General features: G+C 70.4%; 15 protein-coding genes and 2 pseudogenes. 15 read left to right on the plus strand and 2 right to left on the minus strand.

The features are described 5' to 3' along the window. Positions 1 to 209: 209 nt before the first annotated feature. From ACYQ8Q_RS00315 to ACYQ8Q_RS00335, 5 genes and pseudogenes are all read left to right on the plus strand, one after another. A complete protein-coding gene (locus ACYQ8Q_RS00315) occupies positions 210 to 971 on the plus strand; it encodes an SDR family NAD(P)-dependent oxidoreductase (RefSeq protein WP_460060602.1) in 762 nt (253 codons plus the stop codon). A 45-nt stretch (positions 972 to 1,016) separates the two neighbouring features. Beyond that, the gene (locus tag ACYQ8Q_RS00320) at positions 1,017 to 2,582 is read left to right on the plus strand and encodes a PucR family transcriptional regulator (protein WP_460060605.1); all 1,566 of its coding nucleotides are present in this window, start codon (positions 1,017 to 1,019) and stop codon (positions 2,580 to 2,582) included. A gap of 267 nt (positions 2,583 to 2,849) precedes the next feature. After that, positions 2,850 to 3,242, plus strand: a complete 393-nt coding sequence (locus tag ACYQ8Q_RS00325) for a hypothetical protein (protein WP_460060607.1) — start codon at positions 2,850 to 2,852, stop codon at positions 3,240 to 3,242. A gap of 16 nt (positions 3,243 to 3,258) precedes the next feature. Continuing rightward, positions 3,259 to 3,384: pseudogene (locus tag ACYQ8Q_RS00330) on the plus strand (ATP-binding protein); the annotation flags it as partial. 159 nt (positions 3,385 to 3,543) lie between these two features. Next, positions 3,544 to 4,029, plus strand: coding sequence for a hypothetical protein (locus ACYQ8Q_RS00335; protein ID WP_460060608.1), 486 nt, complete (start codon positions 3,544 to 3,546; stop codon positions 4,027 to 4,029). 775 nt (positions 4,030 to 4,804) lie between these two features. On the opposite strand, the gene ACYQ8Q_RS00340 is transcribed toward ACYQ8Q_RS00335, so the two are convergent. After that, on the minus strand, positions 4,805 to 5,296 hold the full coding sequence (locus tag ACYQ8Q_RS00340; RefSeq protein WP_460060611.1) for a MarR family winged helix-turn-helix transcriptional regulator: 492 nt from the start codon (positions 5,294 to 5,296) through the stop codon (positions 4,805 to 4,807). Between the two features lie 116 nt (positions 5,297 to 5,412). Here ACYQ8Q_RS00340 and ACYQ8Q_RS00345 point away from each other — a divergent pair, with 116 nt between their 5' ends. From ACYQ8Q_RS00345 to ACYQ8Q_RS00360, 4 genes and pseudogenes are all read left to right on the plus strand, one after another. Continuing rightward, positions 5,413 to 6,777 carry a pyridoxal phosphate-dependent decarboxylase family protein gene (locus ACYQ8Q_RS00345; protein WP_460060613.1) on the plus strand — a complete coding sequence of 455 codons (1,365 nt, stop codon included), beginning with the start codon at positions 5,413 to 5,415 and terminating at the stop codon, positions 6,775 to 6,777. Positions 6,778 to 7,187: 410 nt separating this feature from the next. Continuing rightward, positions 7,188 to 8,131 (plus strand): annotated as a pseudogene (locus tag ACYQ8Q_RS00350) (transposase family protein); the annotation flags it as partial. Between the two features lie 484 nt (positions 8,132 to 8,615). Next, on the plus strand, positions 8,616 to 9,233 hold the full coding sequence (locus ACYQ8Q_RS00355; RefSeq protein ID WP_460060615.1) for a hypothetical protein: 618 nt from the start codon (positions 8,616 to 8,618) through the stop codon (positions 9,231 to 9,233). A gap of 341 nt (positions 9,234 to 9,574) precedes the next feature. Beyond that, positions 9,575 to 9,973: a hypothetical protein gene (locus ACYQ8Q_RS00360; RefSeq protein ID WP_460060616.1), complete on the plus strand. Its 399-nt coding sequence runs from the start codon at positions 9,575 to 9,577 to the stop codon at positions 9,971 to 9,973. Here ACYQ8Q_RS00360 and ACYQ8Q_RS00365 read toward each other — a convergent pair. Beyond that, on the minus strand, positions 9,925 to 10,296 hold the full coding sequence (locus tag ACYQ8Q_RS00365) for a hypothetical protein (protein WP_460060619.1): 372 nt from the start codon (positions 10,294 to 10,296) through the stop codon (positions 9,925 to 9,927). The genes ACYQ8Q_RS00360 and ACYQ8Q_RS00365 overlap by 49 nt on opposite strands. Before the next feature lie 136 nt (positions 10,297 to 10,432). Between ACYQ8Q_RS00365 and ACYQ8Q_RS00370 the strand changes: the two genes are divergently transcribed. The 6 genes from ACYQ8Q_RS00370 to ACYQ8Q_RS00395 all read left to right on the plus strand — a co-directional run bounded on the left by ACYQ8Q_RS00370 (position 10,433) and on the right by ACYQ8Q_RS00395 (position 20,865). Further along, positions 10,433 to 11,809, plus strand: a complete 1,377-nt coding sequence (locus ACYQ8Q_RS00370; RefSeq protein WP_460060622.1) for a DUF1996 domain-containing protein — start codon at positions 10,433 to 10,435, stop codon at positions 11,807 to 11,809. Positions 11,810 to 12,293: 484 nt separating this feature from the next. Further along, positions 12,294 to 14,492 (plus strand): MMPL family transporter, encoded by a 2,199-nt coding sequence (locus ACYQ8Q_RS00375; RefSeq protein ID WP_460060623.1) that lies wholly within the window; start codon positions 12,294 to 12,296, stop codon positions 14,490 to 14,492. Positions 14,493 to 14,614: 122 nt separating this feature from the next. Continuing rightward, entirely contained in the window at positions 14,615 to 15,796 is a 1,182-nt protein-coding gene (locus ACYQ8Q_RS00380) for a sensor histidine kinase (protein WP_460060625.1), read from the plus strand. Positions 15,797 to 15,819: 23 nt separating this feature from the next. Further along, positions 15,820 to 16,497, plus strand: coding sequence for a response regulator transcription factor (locus ACYQ8Q_RS00385; RefSeq protein ID WP_460060627.1), 678 nt, complete (start codon positions 15,820 to 15,822; stop codon positions 16,495 to 16,497). Between the two features lie 289 nt (positions 16,498 to 16,786). Beyond that, positions 16,787 to 18,700, plus strand: coding sequence for a TolB-like translocation protein (locus ACYQ8Q_RS00390; protein WP_460060629.1), 1,914 nt, complete (start codon positions 16,787 to 16,789; stop codon positions 18,698 to 18,700). A 170-nt stretch (positions 18,701 to 18,870) separates the two neighbouring features. Further along, positions 18,871 to 20,865 carry a hypothetical protein gene (locus tag ACYQ8Q_RS00395; RefSeq protein ID WP_460060631.1) on the plus strand — a complete coding sequence of 665 codons (1,995 nt, stop codon included), beginning with the start codon at positions 18,871 to 18,873 and terminating at the stop codon, positions 20,863 to 20,865. Positions 20,866 to 20,989 lie beyond the last annotated feature (124 nt).

Below are 20,989 nucleotides of genomic sequence, written 5' to 3' on the forward strand. Positions count from 1 at the left end.
GGGGATGAGGGCGTAGGGGGTGAGGTGGTCATGGGGCCTCTCTCGGTCTTGCGCTTTGGCCGATCTCCCAATGACGTGCGCGCGACTGCGGCGCAACACGCCCGGGGATGCCACAATGCTGCGGTGAGCTGCGCTGCATGTCATTGGACAATCGGCCAACATTCCTCGTGCCGTGACGTGGAATCCTCCGAACAGGGCGGCGGTACGACGTGATCGACCTGGAGGGGAAGGTCGCCGTCGTGACCGGCGCGGCGAGCGGCATCGGGCGGGCGATCACCCGGGGCTTCGTGGCAGCCGGGGCGCGCGTCGTCGCGGCCGACATCGACGAGGCGGGGGCGGCGCGCACGGCCGAGCTGTGCGCGGCGCCGGAGGCGGTCGTGCCGCTGCGCACGGATGTCTCCGACCCGGCCGACGTGGCGGCGGCGGTCGAGACGGCCGAACGTACCTGGGGACGGCTCACCACCATGGTCAACAACGCGGCCGTCTCCCTGCCCGGGAACGTCCTGGAGACCTCGGTCGAGGACTTCGACCGCATGCTGGCGGTCAACCTGCGGGGGGTCTTCCTCGGTTGCAAGTACGCCGTTCCCGCGCTGTTGCGGGCCGGCGGCGGCTCCATCGTCAACATGGGCTCCGTCAACAGTCTGGTGGCCGAGCCCGTGCTGGCCGGCTACACCGCGAGCAAGGGAGGCGTGCTGATGCTGACGAAGGCGGTCGCCCGTGACTTCGCCACCCTCGGTGTGCGGTGCAACTGCATCTGCCCCGGCTGGGTCGACACCCCCATCAACCTGGCGCACGCGGAGCGGATGGGCGGCATCGACGCCGTACGGGAGGAACTGCCGGCCTGGCAGCCCATCGGCCGGGAGGGGCGGCCCGACGAGATCGCCTCGGTCGCGCTGTTCCTGGCCTCCGACCTGTCCACCTTCATGACCGGGTCGGCGGTGGTCGCCGACGGCGGTATGACGGCGATCTGACCACCGTGAAGCCGTCCCGATGAGAGATCCGGCAGGAACCCCCCGATGAGCGACACCCTCGACTCCCTCGTCGCCGCCCTCGGCAGCGACGTCCTGCGCGCCGTGCTGCTGCCGGAGCCGTCCCTCACGACCGGCGGCGTACGCATCCACGAACCCGGCACCGCGCAGACCTCGGCACCCGGCGAGATCCTGCTGGCCGTCGGCGCACACGAGGCGACGGCGATCACCGCCCTGCTGCGGACACTGCGCGGCACACGCGCCGTGCTCGCCGTCAAATGCCGGGTGGAGGACGACACGAAGGTGCTGGGCGCCGCCGCCGAACACGGCTGTGCCGTCCTGGTCCTGGACGACGGGATCGACTGGCTGCAGGCCGCGGCACTGATCCAGGGTGCCGTCGGCGGCGGGCACGACGGATCGGCCGAGGACTCGACGGGGGATCTCTTCGCGCTCGCGGACCTCGCCGCCGCGGCGGTCGGCGGCCCGGTCACCATCGAGGACCCCCGGGGCTGGCTCCTCGCCTACTCCAGGGACCAGCGGGGCGGTGACACCGTACGGACCGAGACCCTGATGACCCGGCGTGCGCCGGAGGAGTTCAGCCGGGCGCTCACCGCCCACGGAATCCCGCAGGAGATCGCCCGCAGCGACACCCCCGTGGCCGTCCGGGGGGTGGGCGGGAAAGCAGCCGACCGGCTCGCGGTGGGCCTGCGCTCCGGCGGCTTCGGGCTCGGCACGATGTGGGCCGTGGTCGACCGGCCCGACGAGCAGCGGACCGCCGCCTTCACTCAGGTGGCGCACCGGACGGCGCTTCAGCTCATGCGGCGCCGGACCGAGGACTACCGCAGCCGCCGGGTCGAGATGGAGCAACTGGCCGTGCTGCTCCATGGAACTCCCGCGGTGACCGGCTCCGCCGACGCCGTCGAACTGCCGCCCGGCACCCACTGGGTCGCGGCGCTCGCGCTGGCTCCGCACGACCCCGCCGAACGGGCGGTCGCGCGGTCCCTGCTCGAACAGGGACTGGCGTTGACGCAGCGCGGACCCGAACTCACCGTCCACGCGGGACAGCTGTCCAACCTCTGGTATCTCGTCCTGACGGTGGCCCGTCCGCGTGAGTCCTCGGCCGGTGTGGTCCACACCTGGCTGCGCGATCTCCTCGGCGGCGCGCAACAGTCGCGGCTGCCCGTGTACGCGGGGATCGGCTCGGCCGCCGACGACGCACGCGGCCTGCCACGGTCCCGCAGGGAAGCGGAACGCAGTCTGGCCGTCGCCCGGCTGGCACCGCAGCCGGGCGATCCGCTCGCCTTCGACGACTGCTGGGCCCAAGCCGCCCTCCTGCGCGTGCTGGAACCCTCGGTCGTGGCCGACCTGGAAGGCGTCACACCCCTGCGTCGGCTCAGGGAGCAGGATCTCGCCCAGGGCACGGAGTACGTACCGACCCTGCGTGCCTGGCTCGAGCACCAGGGCAACGTCCGCGCCGCCGCCGGGCGGCTCCACGTCCACACGAACACGCTGCGCTACCGCCTGGGCAAGATCGAGGAGACAGCGGGTGTCGACCTCGCCGACTCGGACGTACGGCTCGTGCTGGCTCTGCAGCTCAAGGCGCTCGGGTCGTGAGGCACCTCGCGACGAGACGGCCCGGCCCGCTCCCCCACCGGCGGCGCTCCACCGGCCCGCCGTTCAGGACGCGTGCCTCCCGCTGACGGCCTTCACGCGCAGGCCGGGGGCCGGATGCCGGATGCCGGATGCCGGATGCCGGATGCCGGATGCCGTCGAGGGCGTACCTCAGCACGGGCCGCCGGCCGAGGCCCGGTCCGGCGGCGTCGCCGCCGATGGCGGCCATCAGGCTGTGACATCGTCGCGTTCGGCGGAAACCTCCACTCGGTGCCCGCCCGCAAGGTCCGCCCGCGTCAGCTGCTGGAGATCAGAGCGACGAAGTCCCAGGTCGTGCTGCACACAACCGTCCCCGATGCCAGCGGCGAGACGTTGCTGTCCAGCCATCCGCGTGCGGTCGGCCGCAGCGTGGTAGTCAAGCAGGACGAGCACTGGGACGGCCTGCCGACCGGCAGGAACCGCCGCACCACGACGGGCGACGAGCCGCCACCACCGCGGAGCGAGTCCTCCGCGCCTGGCCGCATCGGGCCGTTGCAGGCCCTGCTGAACCGGTCCGCCGCAACCCGGATCGAGGTCGGGAGGCGGCCGCTGTCGGTCTATGACGAGGAACTGACCGGTACCCGGCCCTTCACCACCAACCTCCCGACGAAGGAGTCGTCTTGAGCGAGCTCATTGGGTTGACGAGGCGAGGGTGGGTTACCTCGACTTCCTCGACCTGGTCCTGTCCGAGGCACCGGCCGTCCGCGACGACCGCCGTGTCCGTCAGGGCACGCGGCTGTCCAGGCTGCCGCATCACAAGACGCTGCGCTTATCTGGGGTAGTGGTGAAGAAGTCTTGCAAAGTCGCTGTTCACGACGCTGCGGACGTGTCCGGAAGGTCTCTGCGGTTCGCCCTCTACCCAGGGTGCTTGCTCTTCGAGGTAATCCCTTGTCCTGTCGGATTGGTGCATCCGTAGGATCACCTCATGACTGCCGATGCCCCGCTCACCCGAGAGTCGTTCCGGCGCCTCCAGCCGATTAGCGCGCCCAAGCCGGTGCCCCAGGTGCCCGATCGTGTTTGGGCTGACGAGGACTGGGACCGGATCCAGCGCGGATATCGAGCCCGGGACATGGATGAGAAGTGGAACATCTTCGTCGAAGCCGATGTCGTTTTCATGCACCGGAGTTGGACCGGTCTCGGCGTCTATGAGGCGTCCTTCGCCCCCGTGGCTGGTGGTGGAAGGAGGATCTCCTCTGCCCTAGTGGAGGGCGATGGAGAGCGCTATCGGAGCATGGGCGACGACTACGACCGCCTGATGATCGAGCTGATCATCAGCGCGATTGTCCTTGGTGAGCCAGCCGCCGACCTCCGGGCCGGACTCGTGGAGCTGACTGCTCGGGCTTCGGGAAAGAGCGATCTTCCCTCGGGTGTGGTGCAGCACAGTGTTCTGGGACTGCGTTCTGAATCGTGAGACCTGGACCCAGGCGAGTGTTGTCACGACCTCGCGCTATGTGACTGGATCACGCGTTGCAGGCGCAGGATCTCGCCATGTGCCGCGGCCAGGCGTTGTTCGAGTTCTTGGACGCGCTCGCGGTGGATGGTCCGCTCACGGCGGAGGGCCTCGGCGCGCGTGTCGCACGAGTCGCGGTCGGCGTCGGTCCGGTGCTTGAACTTCTCACGGCTGTAGCCGGTTCAGCACCCGCCCTGGACGGTGAGCGCGGCCAGGGCCTCGCGGACCGGCAGGGTGATCGTGTCGCCGGGAGCGTGCCGGTGCAGCACGGGGGCCGCGCCGGGGCGGTGGCGTGGGCGGTGGCCGGGGTGAGCAGGGCGGTGAGCGCGGACAGCCCGGCGGCCGCGCGTCCGGTACGGGCGAGGCGCACGTACGGGTCTTTCCGGAGATCACGAACGGGTCGTGATCTCCGTAGCGGGTGGCACGGCACCGTGGCGGCGGCTCAGCGTCGGATTCACCCGTACGGCGAGCACGTCACACGATCTCGCCGACTGCCGCGTGCCGGCTGCAACCGCCGATCTCCCGGGGTCTGTCTCCCCCTCATGACGGCCAACGCAAGGACGCACCCCGCTCCGCAGGAGCAGGAGCCGCGGTAGTGGAAGGTTGGCCGGGCCCGCACGGTCACCTTCGCCGCCCCGGTTCTGGCCGCGGGCAGCGTCTTCTGCAGCCTGGTCGTCCTGCCGGACATCCGGATCCAGCGCTGACGCGCCCGGGCGAGCCGTGATTCAGGGCCCGGTCACCCGGCGTCGTCGCGCAATGCCTTGTCGATCTCGCTCAGCGCGCTGGTCAACCGCGCGTAGTCGTCGGCCGCCAGCGGCCTGACGAAGAACTCCTCCACCACACGAGCATGGACGGCCGCGCCGCGCAGGAATGCCGTGCGGCCCTCGGCGGTCGGTTCCACCAGTGCCACCCTCCGGTCCCCGGGAGACGGTGTGCGGCGGACCAGGCCGACCTCCTCCATGCGGTCGATCAGGCGGGTGGTGCCACTGCTGGTGAGGGTGAGATCGTCGGCCAGCTGCCGCTGGGAGACCTTCTCACCGGGCTTCCGGCAGAGCCGGATCAGTACTTCCAGCATGGTGTGGCTGATCCCGCACTCCCGCCGAAGGTCGGCGTCGATCCGCCGTTCCAGGCGGGTGGCGGATTTGATCAGCAGCCCGAAGTCGCGCACGACTTGGCTGTTGGCCGCGCGGGCGGCGGCTTCGTCGTCCTGTCGGTGCGTGGCGTCCATCGCCGAGACTTTACTGCAATCTCACCTACTGCCGCCTCAATCACTGAGCAATCAATTGCTGACTAGTCAACTAAATCGTATGGTGGGCGTCCGCGTCACCGGAGAGAGGGAGAGCAGTGGACCTGCAACACTGGCTCGGCCGAGCCACCCACGCGATACAGGACTGGGCCGACACGTTCGGCCCCTACCAGGCCCACCCTTCCCTGCTGGTGGACGACGATCGCTTCGCCGCCGCTTTCGGGGAACTCACGGGACGGCTGAAGGACAACTACCCCTTCTTCCACCCGCGCTACGCGGGCCAGATGCTCAAGCCCCCGCACCCTGCCGCCGTGGTCGGCTATGTCACCGCGATGCTGATCAACCCCAACAACCACGCCCTGGACGGCGGTCCCGCCACGGCGGCGATGGAACGCGAGGCCGTCGCCCAGCTCGCCTCGATGTTCGGCTACGACACACACATCGGCCACCTCACCACCAGCGGCACGATCGCCAACCTCGAAGCCCTCTTCGTTGCCCGCGAACTCCACCCGGGCCGGGGCGTCGCCTACAGCGAGGACGCCCACTACACCCACGGCCGCATGTGCCACGTGCTGGGCCTGAAGGGCCACCCCGTCCCCACCGACGATCACGGCCGCATGGACCTCGACGCCCTGGAGCACACTCTGCGCTCCGGGGAGGTGGGCACCGTCGTGGTCACCACCGGCACCACCGGGCTCGGCGCGGTCGACCCTGTGCACGAGGTCGTTCCCCTCGCCGAGCGGCACGGAGTCCGCGTTCATGTCGACGCGGCCTACGGCGGCTTCTTCACCCTCCTCACCGACGTCGGCGGTCCCGAGGCGCTGCGGCCGGAGCCCTGGCGGGCCATCGCACGATGCGATTCGGTCGTGGTGGACCCCCACAAGCACGGCCTCCAGCCCTACGGCTGCGGCGCGGTCCTGTTCCGCGACCCCGAGGTAGGCCGCTTCTACCTCCACGACTCGCCCTACACCTATTTCACCTCCGCCGAACTCCATCTCGGCGAGATCAGCCTGGAGTGCTCACGCGCCGGCGCCTCCGCCGCAGCCCTGTGGCTCACCTTCCAACTCCTGCCACCCACGGCGGAGGGACTCGGCCAGATCCTGGCTGCCGGCCGGCGCGCCGCGATGAAGTGGGCGGACCTCATCGACGCGTCCGAGCACGTGGAGCTCTACCAGCAGCCCGAGCTCGACATCGTCAGCTACTTCCCCGTCGTCGAACCGGCCACCCTGACCGGCATCGACGCCGCCTCCGCCCGCATCCTCACCGACGGCATGAACAGCCCCGACCCGGTGTTCCTGAGCACCCTCAGGGCCGACCGCGAGGCGTTCACCGCACGCCACCCCCGGATCACCGCCGACACCGACGGGGCCCGGATCCTCCGGAGCGTGCTGATGAAGCCGGAGTCCGAACACCACGTCGAGCACCTGCACCACCGGATCGAACACCTCGCCCGCGCCGACTGACCACCGACCCGGTACCGCCCGCCCCTGCCGAAGCATCGTCGCGGCCTGTTCCCGGCCACACAAAGGACCGCGCACGCGAAACGGGACCCACCGCCAGCCTCCTCCAGGGGCAGCATCCCACGGGCCGTCAGCTGCACCTCCTCAACCACCCTCGATGTGACCGGCAGAATACGGCTGGGCCCGAGCACCTGACCGGCGCCCGGGCGCACCGCCCACCAGCCAGCGACCAGCCAGGCAGGGGCAACCCCGGCCCGCAGGGGGGTGGGTCAGTGGCCGCCGCCGCGCTGCACCGACCGCGCACCCTGCCCGCCCGGGGCGCACGCCCTCACAGCGTGCCGGGGACTGTAAGACGTTCGGCCCTGGCCCGTAGCCGGTGGTGACGCCGAGTAGACGCCCTTGATCATGATTTTGTGGTGGAAATCAACCCCCTTATGGGGACGGTGGTTTCGGCCCTGGTCATCGAGGACGTGACGGACGGCGGCGACGCGGTGGTGGTCTCGGCCTGGACCCGGGACGTGGTCGATGCCGTGTCCGGTGTGCGGGACGCCGACGGCGAAGGTGCACGGGTATCACCGCCGAACGGTGAGGGACGTGCCGGTCGACGGCCGCCAGGTCGTCATCCGCCTGCGCGTACGGCGGCTGGTCTGTCCGGCCCTGGACTGCCGACGGGAGACCTTCCGTGAGCAGACTCCCGAACTGCTGGAGCGTCATCAGCGCCGCACGGTGCGTCTTGTCGGGCAGATATCCCAGGTGGCGCGGGAGTTGTGCGGCCGGGCGGCCGCCCCCGCCCGCCTGACGGCCTGCCGGCCGTGCCCGATTCCCGGAGTACCGCGCTGCGCCCCGCCTACCGGCCCACGCTGGTCGACCCCTATCGCGAGCACCTGCGTCGGCGCCGTGCCGAGGATCCCGCCGTCCCGGTCACCCACCTCCTCGAAGAGATCCGGGAGTTGGGCTACACCGGCAGCGCCAACCTGCCGGTCCGCTACCTCAACCAAAGCCGCGCCGAAGGCGACCGCCCCGTCACGACCCCACGTCACGCCGGCCGCCTCCTTCTCACCGACCCGGAAAACCTGCGCCCGAAGGAAACGACCCTGTGGGAGAAGATCGCTGCGGCCTGCCCGGAGATGACCGCACTCGCCGATCTCGTTCGCGGCTTCGCCGCCCTGCTGAAACCGGCCGAGGGCCACGACGTGAAACCCACCGAGTGGACACGACCACCCGGGCCATCGACCGGTCCGCCGTCAACGCCGGCCTCACCTTGCCCCACCGCAACGGCCGCACCGAAGGCGTCAACACCCGCACCCAGAGGATCATGAGGCAGATGCACGGACGCGCCGGATTCGACGCACGTCGATCGTCGGCCCGGCCAAGGCGCACCGCCTGCGCGGCGCCACCGCCGCGGCTGCCGAGCAGCGGGACGTGGCCGACGCCCTGTGGAGGCCGGCGCCCGTCAGCTCGGGTACGGCTCTCCTGGTGGCGTGGGGACTTAGGGCCGCTGGTCGCCCTGGCCGGACTGTTCACCTTGATCCGGCTGCCGGTCGGGCCCGTCGGGTGGGCGATCGAGTTCGCGTTCAAGTTCATGCTGCTTCCCGCTGCTTCCCGCTGCTTCCCGCTGCTGAAGCTCCTCACCCGCCGGCGCAGAAGGCCGCCGGCACCTACGGCACCGTGGTCGTCGACACCCTCAACGCGGCCCTCCTGCGTACTATCGCAACGACACAGGCGTGCACCAGCACCTGCTGCACCCGCGGCAGCAGCCGCAACAGCTTCAACCACCGGCTCCGAGTACGCCACGGGCCCGCCGCGCACCGGCTGCGGCACCCAGGAAGGGTGTGAGCATCATGTCCGAAACCACCAGCCCCGCCACCGAGTTGACCTCCCAGTACAGCGCCCAGGTCGCCGGCGACCTGGAACGCAACCTCAAGGAGCAGGAACGCCTCAACGGCGAGATCGAAGCACTGCAGGAACAGATCGCCGCCCTACGGAACGACCACGCCGTCCTGGTGAACCTCCAGCAAGTCCTCGGCCTCCCGACCAGGCCCGAGGCGCCGGCGACCGAGCCCGCCACGGCGGTCCCTGCTCCCCGTAAGAAGGCCGCGGCAGCATCCGGTGCGGCCAAGCAGACCAAGGCCAAGAGGGCCGCGCCGGCGAAGAAGGTCACCACCGACGAGACCACCGCCGTCGCGCAGACCTCGCGGTCCGCGGCACCCAGGCTGGTGGACCTCGTACGGGAACACCTGGCCGGCCAGGACGGACCCCGCTCGGCCGCCGAGATCACCACCGCACTGGCACAGCAGCACCCCGAACGCGCGGTCAAGCCCACCGTCGTACGCGGCACCCTGGAAGGCCTCGTCGCCAAGAACCACGCCCAGCGCACCAAGCAAGGCACCTCCGTCTACTACACCACCCCCGACACCACCGACCCCACAGCCGACGAGCCCGCACAGCAGCCCGTCTGACACCCCAGCAGGTTGCGGCCGACGCATCACGCGCCACAGGGTCGGGCCGGACCCGTCCGGCAGACCCGTGGCCACGCCTGCCGGAGCGCGCCCGGGCGGATCAAGCTGCGCGGTCGGTTGTCCGCCGCCGCGCGGACCCGGTCGATCTGACGGCGCACGGCCGCGCGCTCGTCCTCGGTGAACCCCCATCGCGCAGCCACGGGACCAGCCGGCCGAGCCTGGCCACGAAGCCGTGACAGGAGCCGACCAGTCGAGGTCTGCAGATCTTCTTCGACAACCCGCCGAGCGCCCCGACCGCCGACGACACGGCATGCGACACCACCGGGCCGTACTACCCGTACATGGGCAAGACCATCGCCTCGACGCCACCGGTGCTGAAGGCCAAGATCTCCGACCCGAACGCGGACAAGCTCCAGGCGACCTTCCAGTACTGGGTCGACGGATCCAGCACCAAGTCCACCCTGGTCAGCGGCGACAACCTCGCCAGCAATACCTACGCGGGCGTCTCGCTGCCGTCCTCCTTCAACTCCGGTCTCACCAACGGCAAGATCGTGGACTGGGACGTCAAGGTCAGCGACGGGATGGCCGGCACCTCCTACACCCAGTCCCCCACCTGTCATTTCACGGCTGAACCCACCGCGCCCGACACTCCGACGGTGACGTCGGAGAACAACCTGTATCCCAACACCGGTCAGGACGACAGCGTGGCATCAGGGTGTCCGGCGGCGATGAACGGATAGGCGAATTCGCCGGAGTCGTCACCGGCGCCGTCGACCGAGTACACGTAGAGGGTGTGCGGGCCGGGGGACGGCGGGGTGATCGAGACGGTCGCGCTGTTGGTGGTCGTGGTGACGTACTGGCCGGCCGGCGGGACGTCGAGGTGGTGGACGAAGTTGGTCGCGGCCGCTCCGGGGCGGACCTCGACCGTGCCGGCAACAGCCTGTCCGCGACCGACTTGGCGGGCGCCGGATGGACGAACGGCGGCAGGGTGACCATCGACGGGGCCACCCTCACCCTGCCCGCCTTCGGCTCCGGCCAGAAGGACAACGTCCTGGCCGGCCACCGGACCGTCACCTACGGCGGTTCCGGCGACGCCCTGGTGTTCGTGGGCACCTCGACCGGCGCCGGCATGTCCAACCCCGGATCGATCGCGGGCGACTCCACGGCCCCCTGCCGTCGCCGCAGCGGCAGGTCTGGCCGTGGCGGCGGAAGGGTTGATCACGTTCAACATGTACGCCTCCGCCCACGAGAGCGGGAACGACGCGGCGAATCGCGGGTCTCAGCAGGCTCAGGTCCTGGCCGCCGGAGCCGCCAACACCATCAGCTGCCCCGACGTCGGTGCCAGGCTGACCTCGGTCCCCGAACAGGCCAGGGCGCAGGTGGACAGGGAACTCGCGCTGCTCGACAAGCAGGTGGCCGAGGCCTACCAGCGGCTGCAGAGTTCGGCCAGGGCGATCCAGCAGGACAGCAACTTCGCCAACAACGCCATCATGGGCCCGCTGAAGGACAAGCGGTTCGCGACCATCGACCGGATATCGATCGCCATCGGCAGGTCGGGCACCAGGCCACAGGGCCTCGAAGCCCTCGCCGCCTGCACCCTGCGGGCCGCCGACGGCCAGGGCAACGGCGCAGGACAGGGCGCCAACGGCGGACAACGCGGCAACGGCCCCGTCGCCGCCGACTTCGTGGACATCACCACCGTCCGGCCGAACGTGAACGACCCCCGCTGGCTGCCCGGGGCTTCCACGGGCGCCTTCAGGACACGGTGCGGTGTCAACAAGAACAAGCTGCACAACTCCGACAACATCATCGTCGCCCCGGGCGTGACCAACGGCGCGCATCACACGCACGACTACGTCGGCAACCAGGACAACGACGCGTTCACCACCAACGAGGAGTTCGCCGCGGCCACGACCAGCTGCCGCAACCAGGGCGACAAGTCGACCTACTACTGGCCGGTGCTCCGCCTGCAGGACGGCACGCAGGAGTTCGACGCCCAGCGGCTCGGCGGCGGCGCCGAGGGCAACACCGGACGCATCCTGACCGCGTCGAAGGTCACCCTCAACTTCGTCGGCAACCCGCGCGGCAAGGTCGTGGCGATGCCCAGGTTCCTGCGCATCATCACCGGTGACGCCAAGGCGTTCACCAACGGCACGGCGAACGCCAACGCCTCCTGGAGCTGCACGGGCTTCGAGAACCGGCAGCTGACGGACAAGTACCCGATCTGTCCCCGGGGCAGCAGCCTGGTCCGCACGTCCAGGTTCCAGAGCTGCTGGGACGGACGGAGCATCGACAGCGCCAACCACCGCACGCACGTCGCCTTCGCCGACCCCAGGACCGGTGCCTGCCCGACCGGCTTCAAGGCCATACCGCAACTGGTCCAGCGTCTGGTCTACAACGTGGCCCGGCCCAGCCTCCGCGACAACGGGAAGTCCAGCCCGTTCTACGCCGTGGACGGCTTCCCTGAGCAGATGCACAAGCCGATCACGGACCACGGAGACTTCATCAACGTCTTCGACGACAGCCTGATGCAGCGGATGGTCCGGTGCATCAACACCGGCCAGAAGTGCGAATGACCGCCTGTCCCGACGAATGAGGGCCCGGGCGGCTCCGGGGCCCACGTCAACCGCGTGTCCCCTTGCCGTGGCCCGGGCCACGGCAAGGGGAATCCCACAGCCGCCGATCGCCGCGCCGACGCGGACGGCGGATCGTCGGCGAGGAGGTCCCGGCCGGGCCGGCCGGCCCGGCTGCTGGGGAGCCGACCACCTGTCCACGTGTCGGTACGCCCTCTCCACCGAAAGGTGAGCAGGGGTATCCAGGGCCAGTCGTGTCTTGGGACAGGCGCCGCTGGGATGCGACACCATCCGGGCACCCGCTCCACGCCACGACCGTCCGGGCTCCCCGGTGCCGAGCGTGGTCGCTCGATCCCGCGTCTGCTGCGAGCGCAGTAGACGCAAGTGTCTGCGGACGGCCAACGACGAGAGACGAGCGCGATGCCAGTCTGATGGTGGGCCGAGATCATCGGCCCGCTCTCATGGCAGTCGCTCGAAAGGCTCGTCGATGTCTTCTCTAGCTCGCTGGTGCCACCGGCACCGGCTCGCCGTACTCCTGGTCTGGGTGGGCCTGATGGTCACGCTCGGCGCCGGGGTCGGCGCGGTCGGTAACGCCTTCGGTAACAGCCCGACCTCGCAGAACACCGACTCGGCCAAGGCGACGGCGCTGCTTCAGCAGGCCCCGAACAGCGCGGCGGGCAAGAGCGGCCGCGTGGTCTGGCAGCTGAAGGACGGCAAGGTCACCGCGCCGGCGGCCGAGCAGGCGATGACCGAGGCGCTGGGACGCATAGCCGACGCGCCGGGGGTCGCCGCGGTCACCAGCCCGTACGCGCCCGACGGCAAGGCGCAGGTCAGCAAGGACGGCAGGACGGCGTTCGCCACGGTCGCGTTCGACCGCGATGTGGCGGACGGCCAGATCGAGCACGTCAAGGAACTCGCGACCGCCCCGGAAACGCAGAGCCTGCACATCGCGCTCAACGGCCAGGCGTTCACCGTCAACCCCGAGCCGAACGCGGTCGCCGACGCGATGGGCATCGTGCTCGCCTTCCTCGTGCTGCTGTTCGTCTTCCGAGCGGTCTGGGTGGCCGCGCTGCCCATCATCACGGCTGTCATCGGCGTCGGCACCTCCGCCATCGCGGTGATGCTGCTCAGCCATGTGATCACCCTGTCCAGCACCACGCTGACCCTCGGCTCGCTGATCGGCCTGGGCGTGGGCATCGACTACGCCCTGTTCATCGTCAACCGGCACCGCAGCAACCTCCTGGCGGGCATGAGCGTCGCCGAGTCGGTCGCCAAGTCCCTCAACACCTCCGGCCGGGCCGTGCTGTTCGCCGGGCTGACCGTCGTCGTCGCGCTGCTCGGCATGCTCACCCTCAACGTCGGCATCATCAACGGCATGGCCATCGGCGCGGCCGTCACCGTCGTCCTGACGGTCCTGGCCGCCATCACGCTGCTGCCCGCGCTGCTCGGCATGATCGGCATGAGGGTCCTGAGCCGCAAGGAGCGCCGGGTACCGGCTGGTCGGGCCAGGCCGAAGGCTCCGGCCCGACCCGGGCTGTGGACCCGGTGGGCCGCTCAGGTCCAGGCCCGTCCCAAGGCTCTCGGCCTGGTCGCACTGGCCGTGCTGGTGGCGCTCGCCTTCCCCACGCTGTCCCTGCGCCTGGGCGCGTCCGACGACGCCAACCTGCCCACGACCTCGACGAACCGCCAGGCCTACGACATGATCGCGGACGGTTTCGGGCCCGGTTTCAACGGCCCTCTCGTCCTCGCGGTCCAGGCCCCCACGGCCGCGGACAAGGCGGCCGAGGCGAAGCTGGTCACCGCTCTCGAGCAGGTCGACGGTGTCGCCAGTGCCCACGCGGCGCCCATGAAGGACGGACAGGCGGTCGGCGTGATCTCGGTCGTCCCGACGACCTCGCCCCAGTCCGCGGCCACGTCCGAGCTGATCCGTCACCTGCGTGACAAGGTGATCCCGCCGGCCGAGCAGGGCACGTCGATGAAGGTCTACGTGGGCGGTCTCACCGCGAGCAACGACGACTTCGCCTCGGTCCTGATGAGCAAGCTCCCGATCTTCGTCCTGGTGATCGCCGCCCTCGGCTTGCTGCTCCTGACGATCGCCTTCCGCAGCCTGCTCATCCCCGCCGTGGGCGCCCTGCTGAACCTCCTCAGCATCGGGGTGGCCTTCGGCGCCATCGTCGTCGTGTTCCAGTACGGCTACGGCGCCTCACTCCTCGGACTCGGTGCCGCCGGACCCATCGAGTCGTTCGTGCCGATCCTGGTCGTCGGCATCATGTTCGGCCTCTCCATGGACTACCAGGTCTTCCTGGTCAGCCGGATGCGCGAGGAGTGGGCCCACACCGGCGACAGCCACCGGGCCGTGCGGGTCGGCCAGGCCGAGACCGGCAAGGTGATCGCCGTCGCCGCCACCATCATGGTCTGTGTCTTCGGCTCCTTCGTCTTCGGCGGCATGCGGGTGATCTCCGAGTTCGGTGTCAGCCTCGCGGTGGCCGTCGCCGTGGACGCGCTGCTGATCCGGATGGTCGTCGTCCCCGCACTCATGCATCTGTGCGGACGTGCCAACTGGTGGCTGCCCCGCCGGCTGGACAAGGCCCTGCCCAACGTGTCGGTCGAAGGCCCCGCGGACGAGCCGCCGGCGTCGCACCACTCGGTACAGGAGCAGCAGCCGGCCGTAATGGCCGACCACTGAGCGGCGCAGGCCGTTGCGGTTGAGAGTCCAGTCGGCTGGGAGCACGGACCGATGACGAACGGCGGGCCGGGCGGACCGGGAAACCCGGCCTTCGGTCGGTCCAGCCTGCCTAGAGTGAGGGAATGGACGTGAGTATGGTGTGGCAGCGGTGGCTGGCCCGTCACGACCGTGTCAGGGACACGCTGCCGACGGTGCCGCTCGTCGTGGCGGCCGCGGCGGCGACCGCCGTCGGCAAGTCCGACTGGCACGAGCCACGCTGGCAGGAGGCGATGTGGATAGGCCTGTCGTGCCTGCCTCTGGTCGTTCGCAGCCGGTGGCCGCTGCACGTAGCCCTCTTCACGCTGGCCGGCGGGCTCACCTTGATGGCCGTCGCCCCACAGACCCCGCTGACACCGGCTGCCAGCCTCGTCGCCGTGTACACGCTCGCCGTGCTCGGCAGCCGACGTACCGCGTGGACCGTCGGTCTCGCCGCCGCGGTGGCGATCACGGGGGTCTACGCCGCCACCCACACGGAGTCCCTGGTGGGCGGGGCCAGCCTCCTGCGGTTCGACTTCGCGATCGCCGCGACCGCGCTCGGTCGCGCCGTCCGCAACCGCCGTGACAAGCTCGCGGAGGCCAGAGCCCGCGTGGAACGCGCCGAAAGCATGCAGGAGGCGGAGGCCCGGCGCCGGGTCACCGAGGAACGCGTGCGCATCGCGCGTGATCTGCATGACGTGGTCGCCCACCACATCACCCTGGTCAACGCCCAGGCGGGGGTCGCCCACCATCTCATGCACGTCGACCCCGAGCGGGCGTACGAAGCCATGGCCCACATCAAGGACAACAGCCGTGCCGCCCTGGACGAACTACGCGCCACTGTCGGCCTGCTGCGCCAGCCCGACGACGCACCCGGCTCCCGTGCCCCCATCCCGCGCCTCGCGGATCTCGACACCCTGGCCGACGGATTCCGCGCGAGCGGACTGTCCGTGTGGGTGGCCAGTACCGGTACTGTCGCACCGCTGACGCCCGCCACGGAGCTGACCGCCTACCGCATCATCCAGGAAGCCCTCACCAACACCCACAAGCACGCGTCCGCGACCCGGGCCGCCGTCGTCCTGGACTACGGTCCCCACTCACTCCGGGTCACCGTGACGGACGACGGACGCCCCGGAGCACCCAAGGGCGGGGGGAGCGGCCACGGCCTGATCGGCATGCACGAGCGGGCCACCGCCATCGGGGGCACCGTCACGGCCGGCCCTCGGCCGGAAGGCGGCTTCCAGGTCGTCACCGAGCTACCCGTCTCGCTCACCCCCGCACCCGTCTGACACTCCACGAGGAACAGCCGACCATGACCATTCGCGTCCTGCTCGCCGACGACCAGGCCCTGCTTCGCGGCACCTTCCGACTGCTCCTCGACGCACAGCCGGACATGGAGGTCGTCGGTGAGGCGTCCAACGGCCGGGAGGCGGTCCGGCTGGCCCGGTCGGAGCGCGCCGACGTCGTCGTGATGGACATCCGGATGCCGGAGATGGACGGTATCGAGGCCACCCGGCTGATCGGTCAGGACGAGGACATGGCCGGAGTCAAGGTGCTCGTCCTGACCACCTTCGAGGAGGACCAGTTCGTCATCGAGGCGCTCCGGGCCGGTGCGAGCGGGTTCCTGGGCAAGGGCGTCGAGCCGGCTCAGCTGCTCGACGCCGTCCGGCTCGTCGCCGCCGACGAGGCGTTGCTCTCCCCCGCGGCCACCAAGGGCCTCATCGCCCGTGTCCTCGCCCAGCCCTCTCCCGATGATCTCCTCGACGCCGGCCGGCTGGCCACGCTCACTCCCCGGGAGCGCGAGGTGCTGACGCTGGTGGGTTCCGGCCTGTCCAACGACGAGATCGCCGAACGCCTCTTCGTCACGTCGGTCACCGTCAAGACCCACGCCAACCGGGCCATGGCGAAGCTGGGCGCCCGCGACCGCGCCCAGCTCGTCGTCATCGCCTACGAGAGCGGCCTGGTCCGCACCAGAGAACATCGGGGCTGACGGGGCAGTCGCGGTCCTTGCCGGATTCTCCGACACGGACCGGCTGAAGACCGCCGGTTCGTGCGGCCCGACCATTCTCGCGAGAAGCGGATTCTCGTATAATCAGATCGTCACTTACGCATGAAGAAAGTTCCATATCCTCGGCCGCGCACACCGGCTCACCTCGAGCGCACACCCTCTCACGTATGTCATGCCCATGATCGATCTGGGCCCCTCCCGGTCGCCTGGCGAGACCCGCGTACCCGGGGTCTGCACCACGCACCGGCCCGCCACCTGTCGAAGGAGTGTCATGCGCAAGAGATCCAAGGCTCTGGCCGCCCTGGTGGCCCTGGTGGGCGTCACCGCCTTCCTGTCACCGGCGGAGGCAGCCCCGGCCTCCGCGGCCTCACCACGCCCACCCGCCCCCGAGCGAATCCAGGTGGAGCGCCTGCCGCTGCCGCCGGCCGCCCCCTCGAACACCGCGGGAGCGTGCACCAGCGCGGTCAACCCGCGCGGTACCGGTTGCATGGTCGCGGACTGGGATTCCGGACTGCGCAACGGCGGCTTCCTCCCGGACGGCCGGACGGTCACCGCCAACGTGCGGTTCGCCGGGGCGCCGGCCGCACCCGACCCGGCGAGCGTGTACAGCGGTGACCAGCTGATCCTGTCGCGCACCGACGGCAAGACCTTCCCGAACGGTGACGCGTGGAAGTGCCTCACCTGCGGTACACCGCCCGCCAACAAGCAGGGCATGAACGCAGACGTGAGCTACCCGCAGCCGTTCGCCGACGGAAGGCGGGTGCTGTACGGGACGAACATCGTCGACTGCGGCCCCTACCGGCTCGCCTCGCCGGACTGCGCCCCGGACCGCCTCCACATCTACCCGATCCGCTGGAACACCACAGCCGACGGGTCCGGCCCCGGCGGCTCGATCCGGGAGCTGCGCCTGCACCCGGATCAGGTGCACCTCGGTTTCAACGGCATCACCGTCACGGGCGGACGCCTCGACCAGTACGGCTACTTCGGCCGCCTGCGCTTCGCCCCCGCCCCGACGACCGGGACACCGCTCGTCCCCCGCTACGAGGTCGAGAAGGTCACCCGGCTCCTCGACGCCTCCCCCACGCGGCAGTCGGTGCACGTCGACGCCCGTGACCCGTCGAGGCTCGTGTTCGATCCTTCCCTGCCCGGCTTCGGTGAGCTGCGCGGCTTCTCCAAGGACGGCAGGGAGGTGTTCTACGTCGGGTATCCGGTCGAGTCGTCCAACATCGACCTGATGGCCATGGATCTGCGCACCGGCAGACTCCGTCGCATGACGGCCAACCCCGGGTACACCGATCCCGTGGACTCCTCCCCGGACGACCGGTGGATCGTGGCCCTCGACACACGAGGCTACGACCGCATGATGTTCACTTCCGGAATGCCCGGCATACCGCCCATAACCGACCTGCTGTCCACCTCCGTGGTCTCGTCGGTGCGCAACAACGGCCAGCGACGCTTCTTCCAGCCGTACCTGATCGACCGTCATGGCGACCGCGGCGCCTACCAGGGCCAGCAGCTCAACTACTCCGACACCTCGCCGGACTGGAACGCCGGCGCCGACCCTCGCTGGTCCCCCGACGGCACAGCGGTCGCCTACCACGAACGTCTGGTGTCCGCGCCGTCGTGCGGCGGCGTCAACCCGCTGGCCTGCCCGGTCTCCACCGAACCGGGCGGCCGCCGCACACGGCTGATGATCGCCCGCCTGGTGGACCGTGAGCCGGTGCACCGTCGGCCGGTGCAGCCGGTGTCCGACACGGTGCCATGGGGCACCCCCTACGTCCCGGGCGCCCCGGTTCCGGTGCGGCCCTATCCGCCGCAGGGCACCTACACCCTGCGCGGGAAGGCGTCCGGCAGCGCGCGCGTCGACATCGTGTGGGACGACGCGAAGACCACGGTGAAGACGGTGTCCGTGCGCTACACGCACTACTCGGACGACGGCAAGGGCTTCCTCGCCGGCTCCGAGAGCGTCACTCGGACCAGCACCAGCCCCACCCTGACCAGCCTCGACTGGTACTCGGACCTGACGAGGACCAACCGGAGCGGCAAGGTGCTCGCCACCAAGACGACCGGCACCGACGGCTTCCACGTGACGATCGACCTCTGGCAGACCGTCTTCCAGGCGACCGGCGCACTCACCACGACCGTCGACGGGCACACGTACCACCAGCCGGCGAACGGGACCTGAGGAGGTCGGGGACTGGAGCGGTGAGCACAGCTCCGCCGAGGCCTCCCGCCCGTCATGGTCGCCGAGGCCTCGGGGGAGGCGCGGGCACGGCGATGCCCCGGAGAGAAGCCCCTCTCTCCGGTCGTCGCCTCGCTCCTTTCTCGCAGCACACCCCCACAAGGAGGATCACCGTGCCGATCACCATGCTGAGACCCTCCCGCGTCAGGCCCGGAAGGCTCTCGGTGGCGCTGCTGGCCGCTCTGACGATGTGGCTGGGCACGGCCCCGGAGGCGCTCGCCGTACCGCAGGCACCAACGTCCGGGGCACCGGTCGCGAAGGCGTGGCACGAGCCGCCCGCGCCGAGGCCGGAGCCGATCGCCGTCAGCGAGTTGCCCGTGCCGCCTACCGCGCCGTCGGGCAGCACCGGATCGTGCGCGAGCCCCACGGGCTGTGTCAGCGCGGTGGCCGGCGGAGGGTTCCTGCCCGACAACCGCACCGTCCTCGCGACGTTCACCTACGCCGGGGCGCCCGCCGCGCCGGGTCCGCACAGTGTCTACAGCGGCGAACAGCTCGCCCTGATCAGGACCGACGGCGGCAGGTTCCCGGACGGAAACCCGTGGAAGTGCCTGACCTGCGGGATTCCGGACGCCAACCGCGTCGGCGTGTCCGGAAGCCTCAAGTACGCCCAGTCGTTCCGCGACGGCCACCGGGTACTGGCGGGCAGCAGCGTCGTCGACTGCTCCCCCTACCGGCTCACAGACCCGCGCTGCACCCCGGACGCCCTCCACATCTATCCCGTCCGCTGGAACGTCACACCCGACGGATCGGGCCCGGGCGGCAGCTTCATAGGCCTCAAGCTCAACCCCGACAACATCCATGTCGGATGGAACCGGCTCATCCAGCCGACCACGCCCGGCGGGGCCTACGACGAGTTCGGGTACCTCGGCCGCCTGCGCTTCGACCCCGCTCCCGAAACCGGTACCCCGCTGACACCCCGCTACGACCTCGTCAAGGTGACCGGGCTCTACAGCTCGGATCCGGCCCTCAACGGCCACTTCCTCAGCGTCGACCCGCGCGATCCCAAGCGCCTGCGGTACGACCTGCGGGGCGCGGTCGGCGAGTTCAAGAACTTCACCGGCGACGGGAGGGAACTCGTCGGGATCGGCAACGCTCAGTCCAGCAACCTGGACCACTTCGCCACCAGCCTCGCGACCGGGGAGTCCCGCAGACTCAGCGCCGACCCCGGCTACAGCGACCCCGCCACCAGCTCGCCCGACAGCAGATGGACCGTCGCGATGGACGTCCGGTACCGCGACCGCTTCCAGTTCATCGCCGGACTGCCGGGGGTGCCCCCGCTCACCGACATGCTGCCGACCGGCGCCGCCTCGTCCGCCGGGTACAACATCCACACACGGCGGCTCTTCCAGCCCTACCTCCTCGACCGCTACGCCGACCGGGGCGACTACCACGGCCAGCAGATCAACGCCTGCACCACCGGCCCCTGCTCGACCCTCGCCACCGGCCCCGGCAGCACCGCCGACGACCCCATCTGGGCATCCAGAGCCGACGCCAACTGGTCACCCGACGGCACCCGCATCGTCTACGGCCAGACCTACTCCAACCCCACCGACTGCGGTCCCCCCTTCGACGCGGTCGCCTGCCCGCCGTCCGGCGAGCCCGGCGGGCGCACCTCCCGCATCATGCTCGCCCACCTCACCAGCCGGAAGCCGGAGCGCCTCCGCCCGGTCCGGCCGGTATCCGACACGGTCCCCTGGGGTACCCCGTACCGGCCCGGAGACCCCGACCCCGTCCGGCCGCACCTGCCCGCCGGGCACTACACACTCGAGGGCCGCTTCGCCGGCAAGGCCTCCGTCGACCTCGCCGAGCATCCCGACGGGACCCGCCTCAGCGCCATCTCCGTCACCTACACCGGCTTCAGCGACGGCGGGAAGACCTTCCTCGACGGCACCGAGAGCGTCGAGAAGACCGGAGCACCGTCCGACCCGGTGACCTTCCACGAGCACCTCCGCGTGACGGGGAAGCACACCGGCACCAAGACCACCAGCGAGCCCGGCGGTTACACCATCTCGCCCCTCTCCGCCTTCCAGGGCGCCTACCAACCCGTGGGCACCATGACGACGGTCCTCGACGGCCGCGTCTACGCCCAGCCCCCCTCCTATCGGTGACAAGAGCCCGCGTCGACCGCCGGGGATTCCCCACCCCGGACGCGCGACGGCCCCCTGGGCGTTCGGGGTGGAAACCGGTCCGGAGACGGACCACGGAGCATCGACGATCACGCACCGGCCTCGT

This window comes from Streptomyces sp. YKOK-I1, assembly GCF_054660435.1.

Excerpts from the sequence above, each read along its gene's own strand:
- ACYQ8Q_RS00320 (WP_460060605.1), top strand. The coding sequence starts at position 1,017 with ATGAGCGACACCCTCGACTCCCTCGTCGCCGCCCTCGGCAGCGACGTC.
- ACYQ8Q_RS00335 (WP_460060608.1), top strand. The coding sequence starts at position 3,544 with ATGACTGCCGATGCCCCGCTCACCCGAGAGTCGTTCCGGCGCCTCCAG.
- ACYQ8Q_RS00340 (WP_460060611.1), bottom strand. The coding sequence starts at position 5,296 with ATGGACGCCACGCACCGACAGGACGACGAAGCCGCCGCCCGCGCGGCC.
- ACYQ8Q_RS00355 (WP_460060615.1), top strand. The coding sequence starts at position 8,616 with ATGTCCGAAACCACCAGCCCCGCCACCGAGTTGACCTCCCAGTACAGC.
- ACYQ8Q_RS00360 (WP_460060616.1), top strand. The coding sequence starts at position 9,575 with ATGGGCAAGACCATCGCCTCGACGCCACCGGTGCTGAAGGCCAAGATC.
- ACYQ8Q_RS00375 (WP_460060623.1), top strand. The coding sequence starts at position 12,294 with ATGTCTTCTCTAGCTCGCTGGTGCCACCGGCACCGGCTCGCCGTACTC.
- ACYQ8Q_RS00380 (WP_460060625.1), top strand. The coding sequence starts at position 14,615 with ATGGACGTGAGTATGGTGTGGCAGCGGTGGCTGGCCCGTCACGACCGT.
- ACYQ8Q_RS00385 (WP_460060627.1), top strand. The coding sequence starts at position 15,820 with ATGACCATTCGCGTCCTGCTCGCCGACGACCAGGCCCTGCTTCGCGGC.
- ACYQ8Q_RS00390 (WP_460060629.1), top strand. The coding sequence starts at position 16,787 with ATGCGCAAGAGATCCAAGGCTCTGGCCGCCCTGGTGGCCCTGGTGGGC.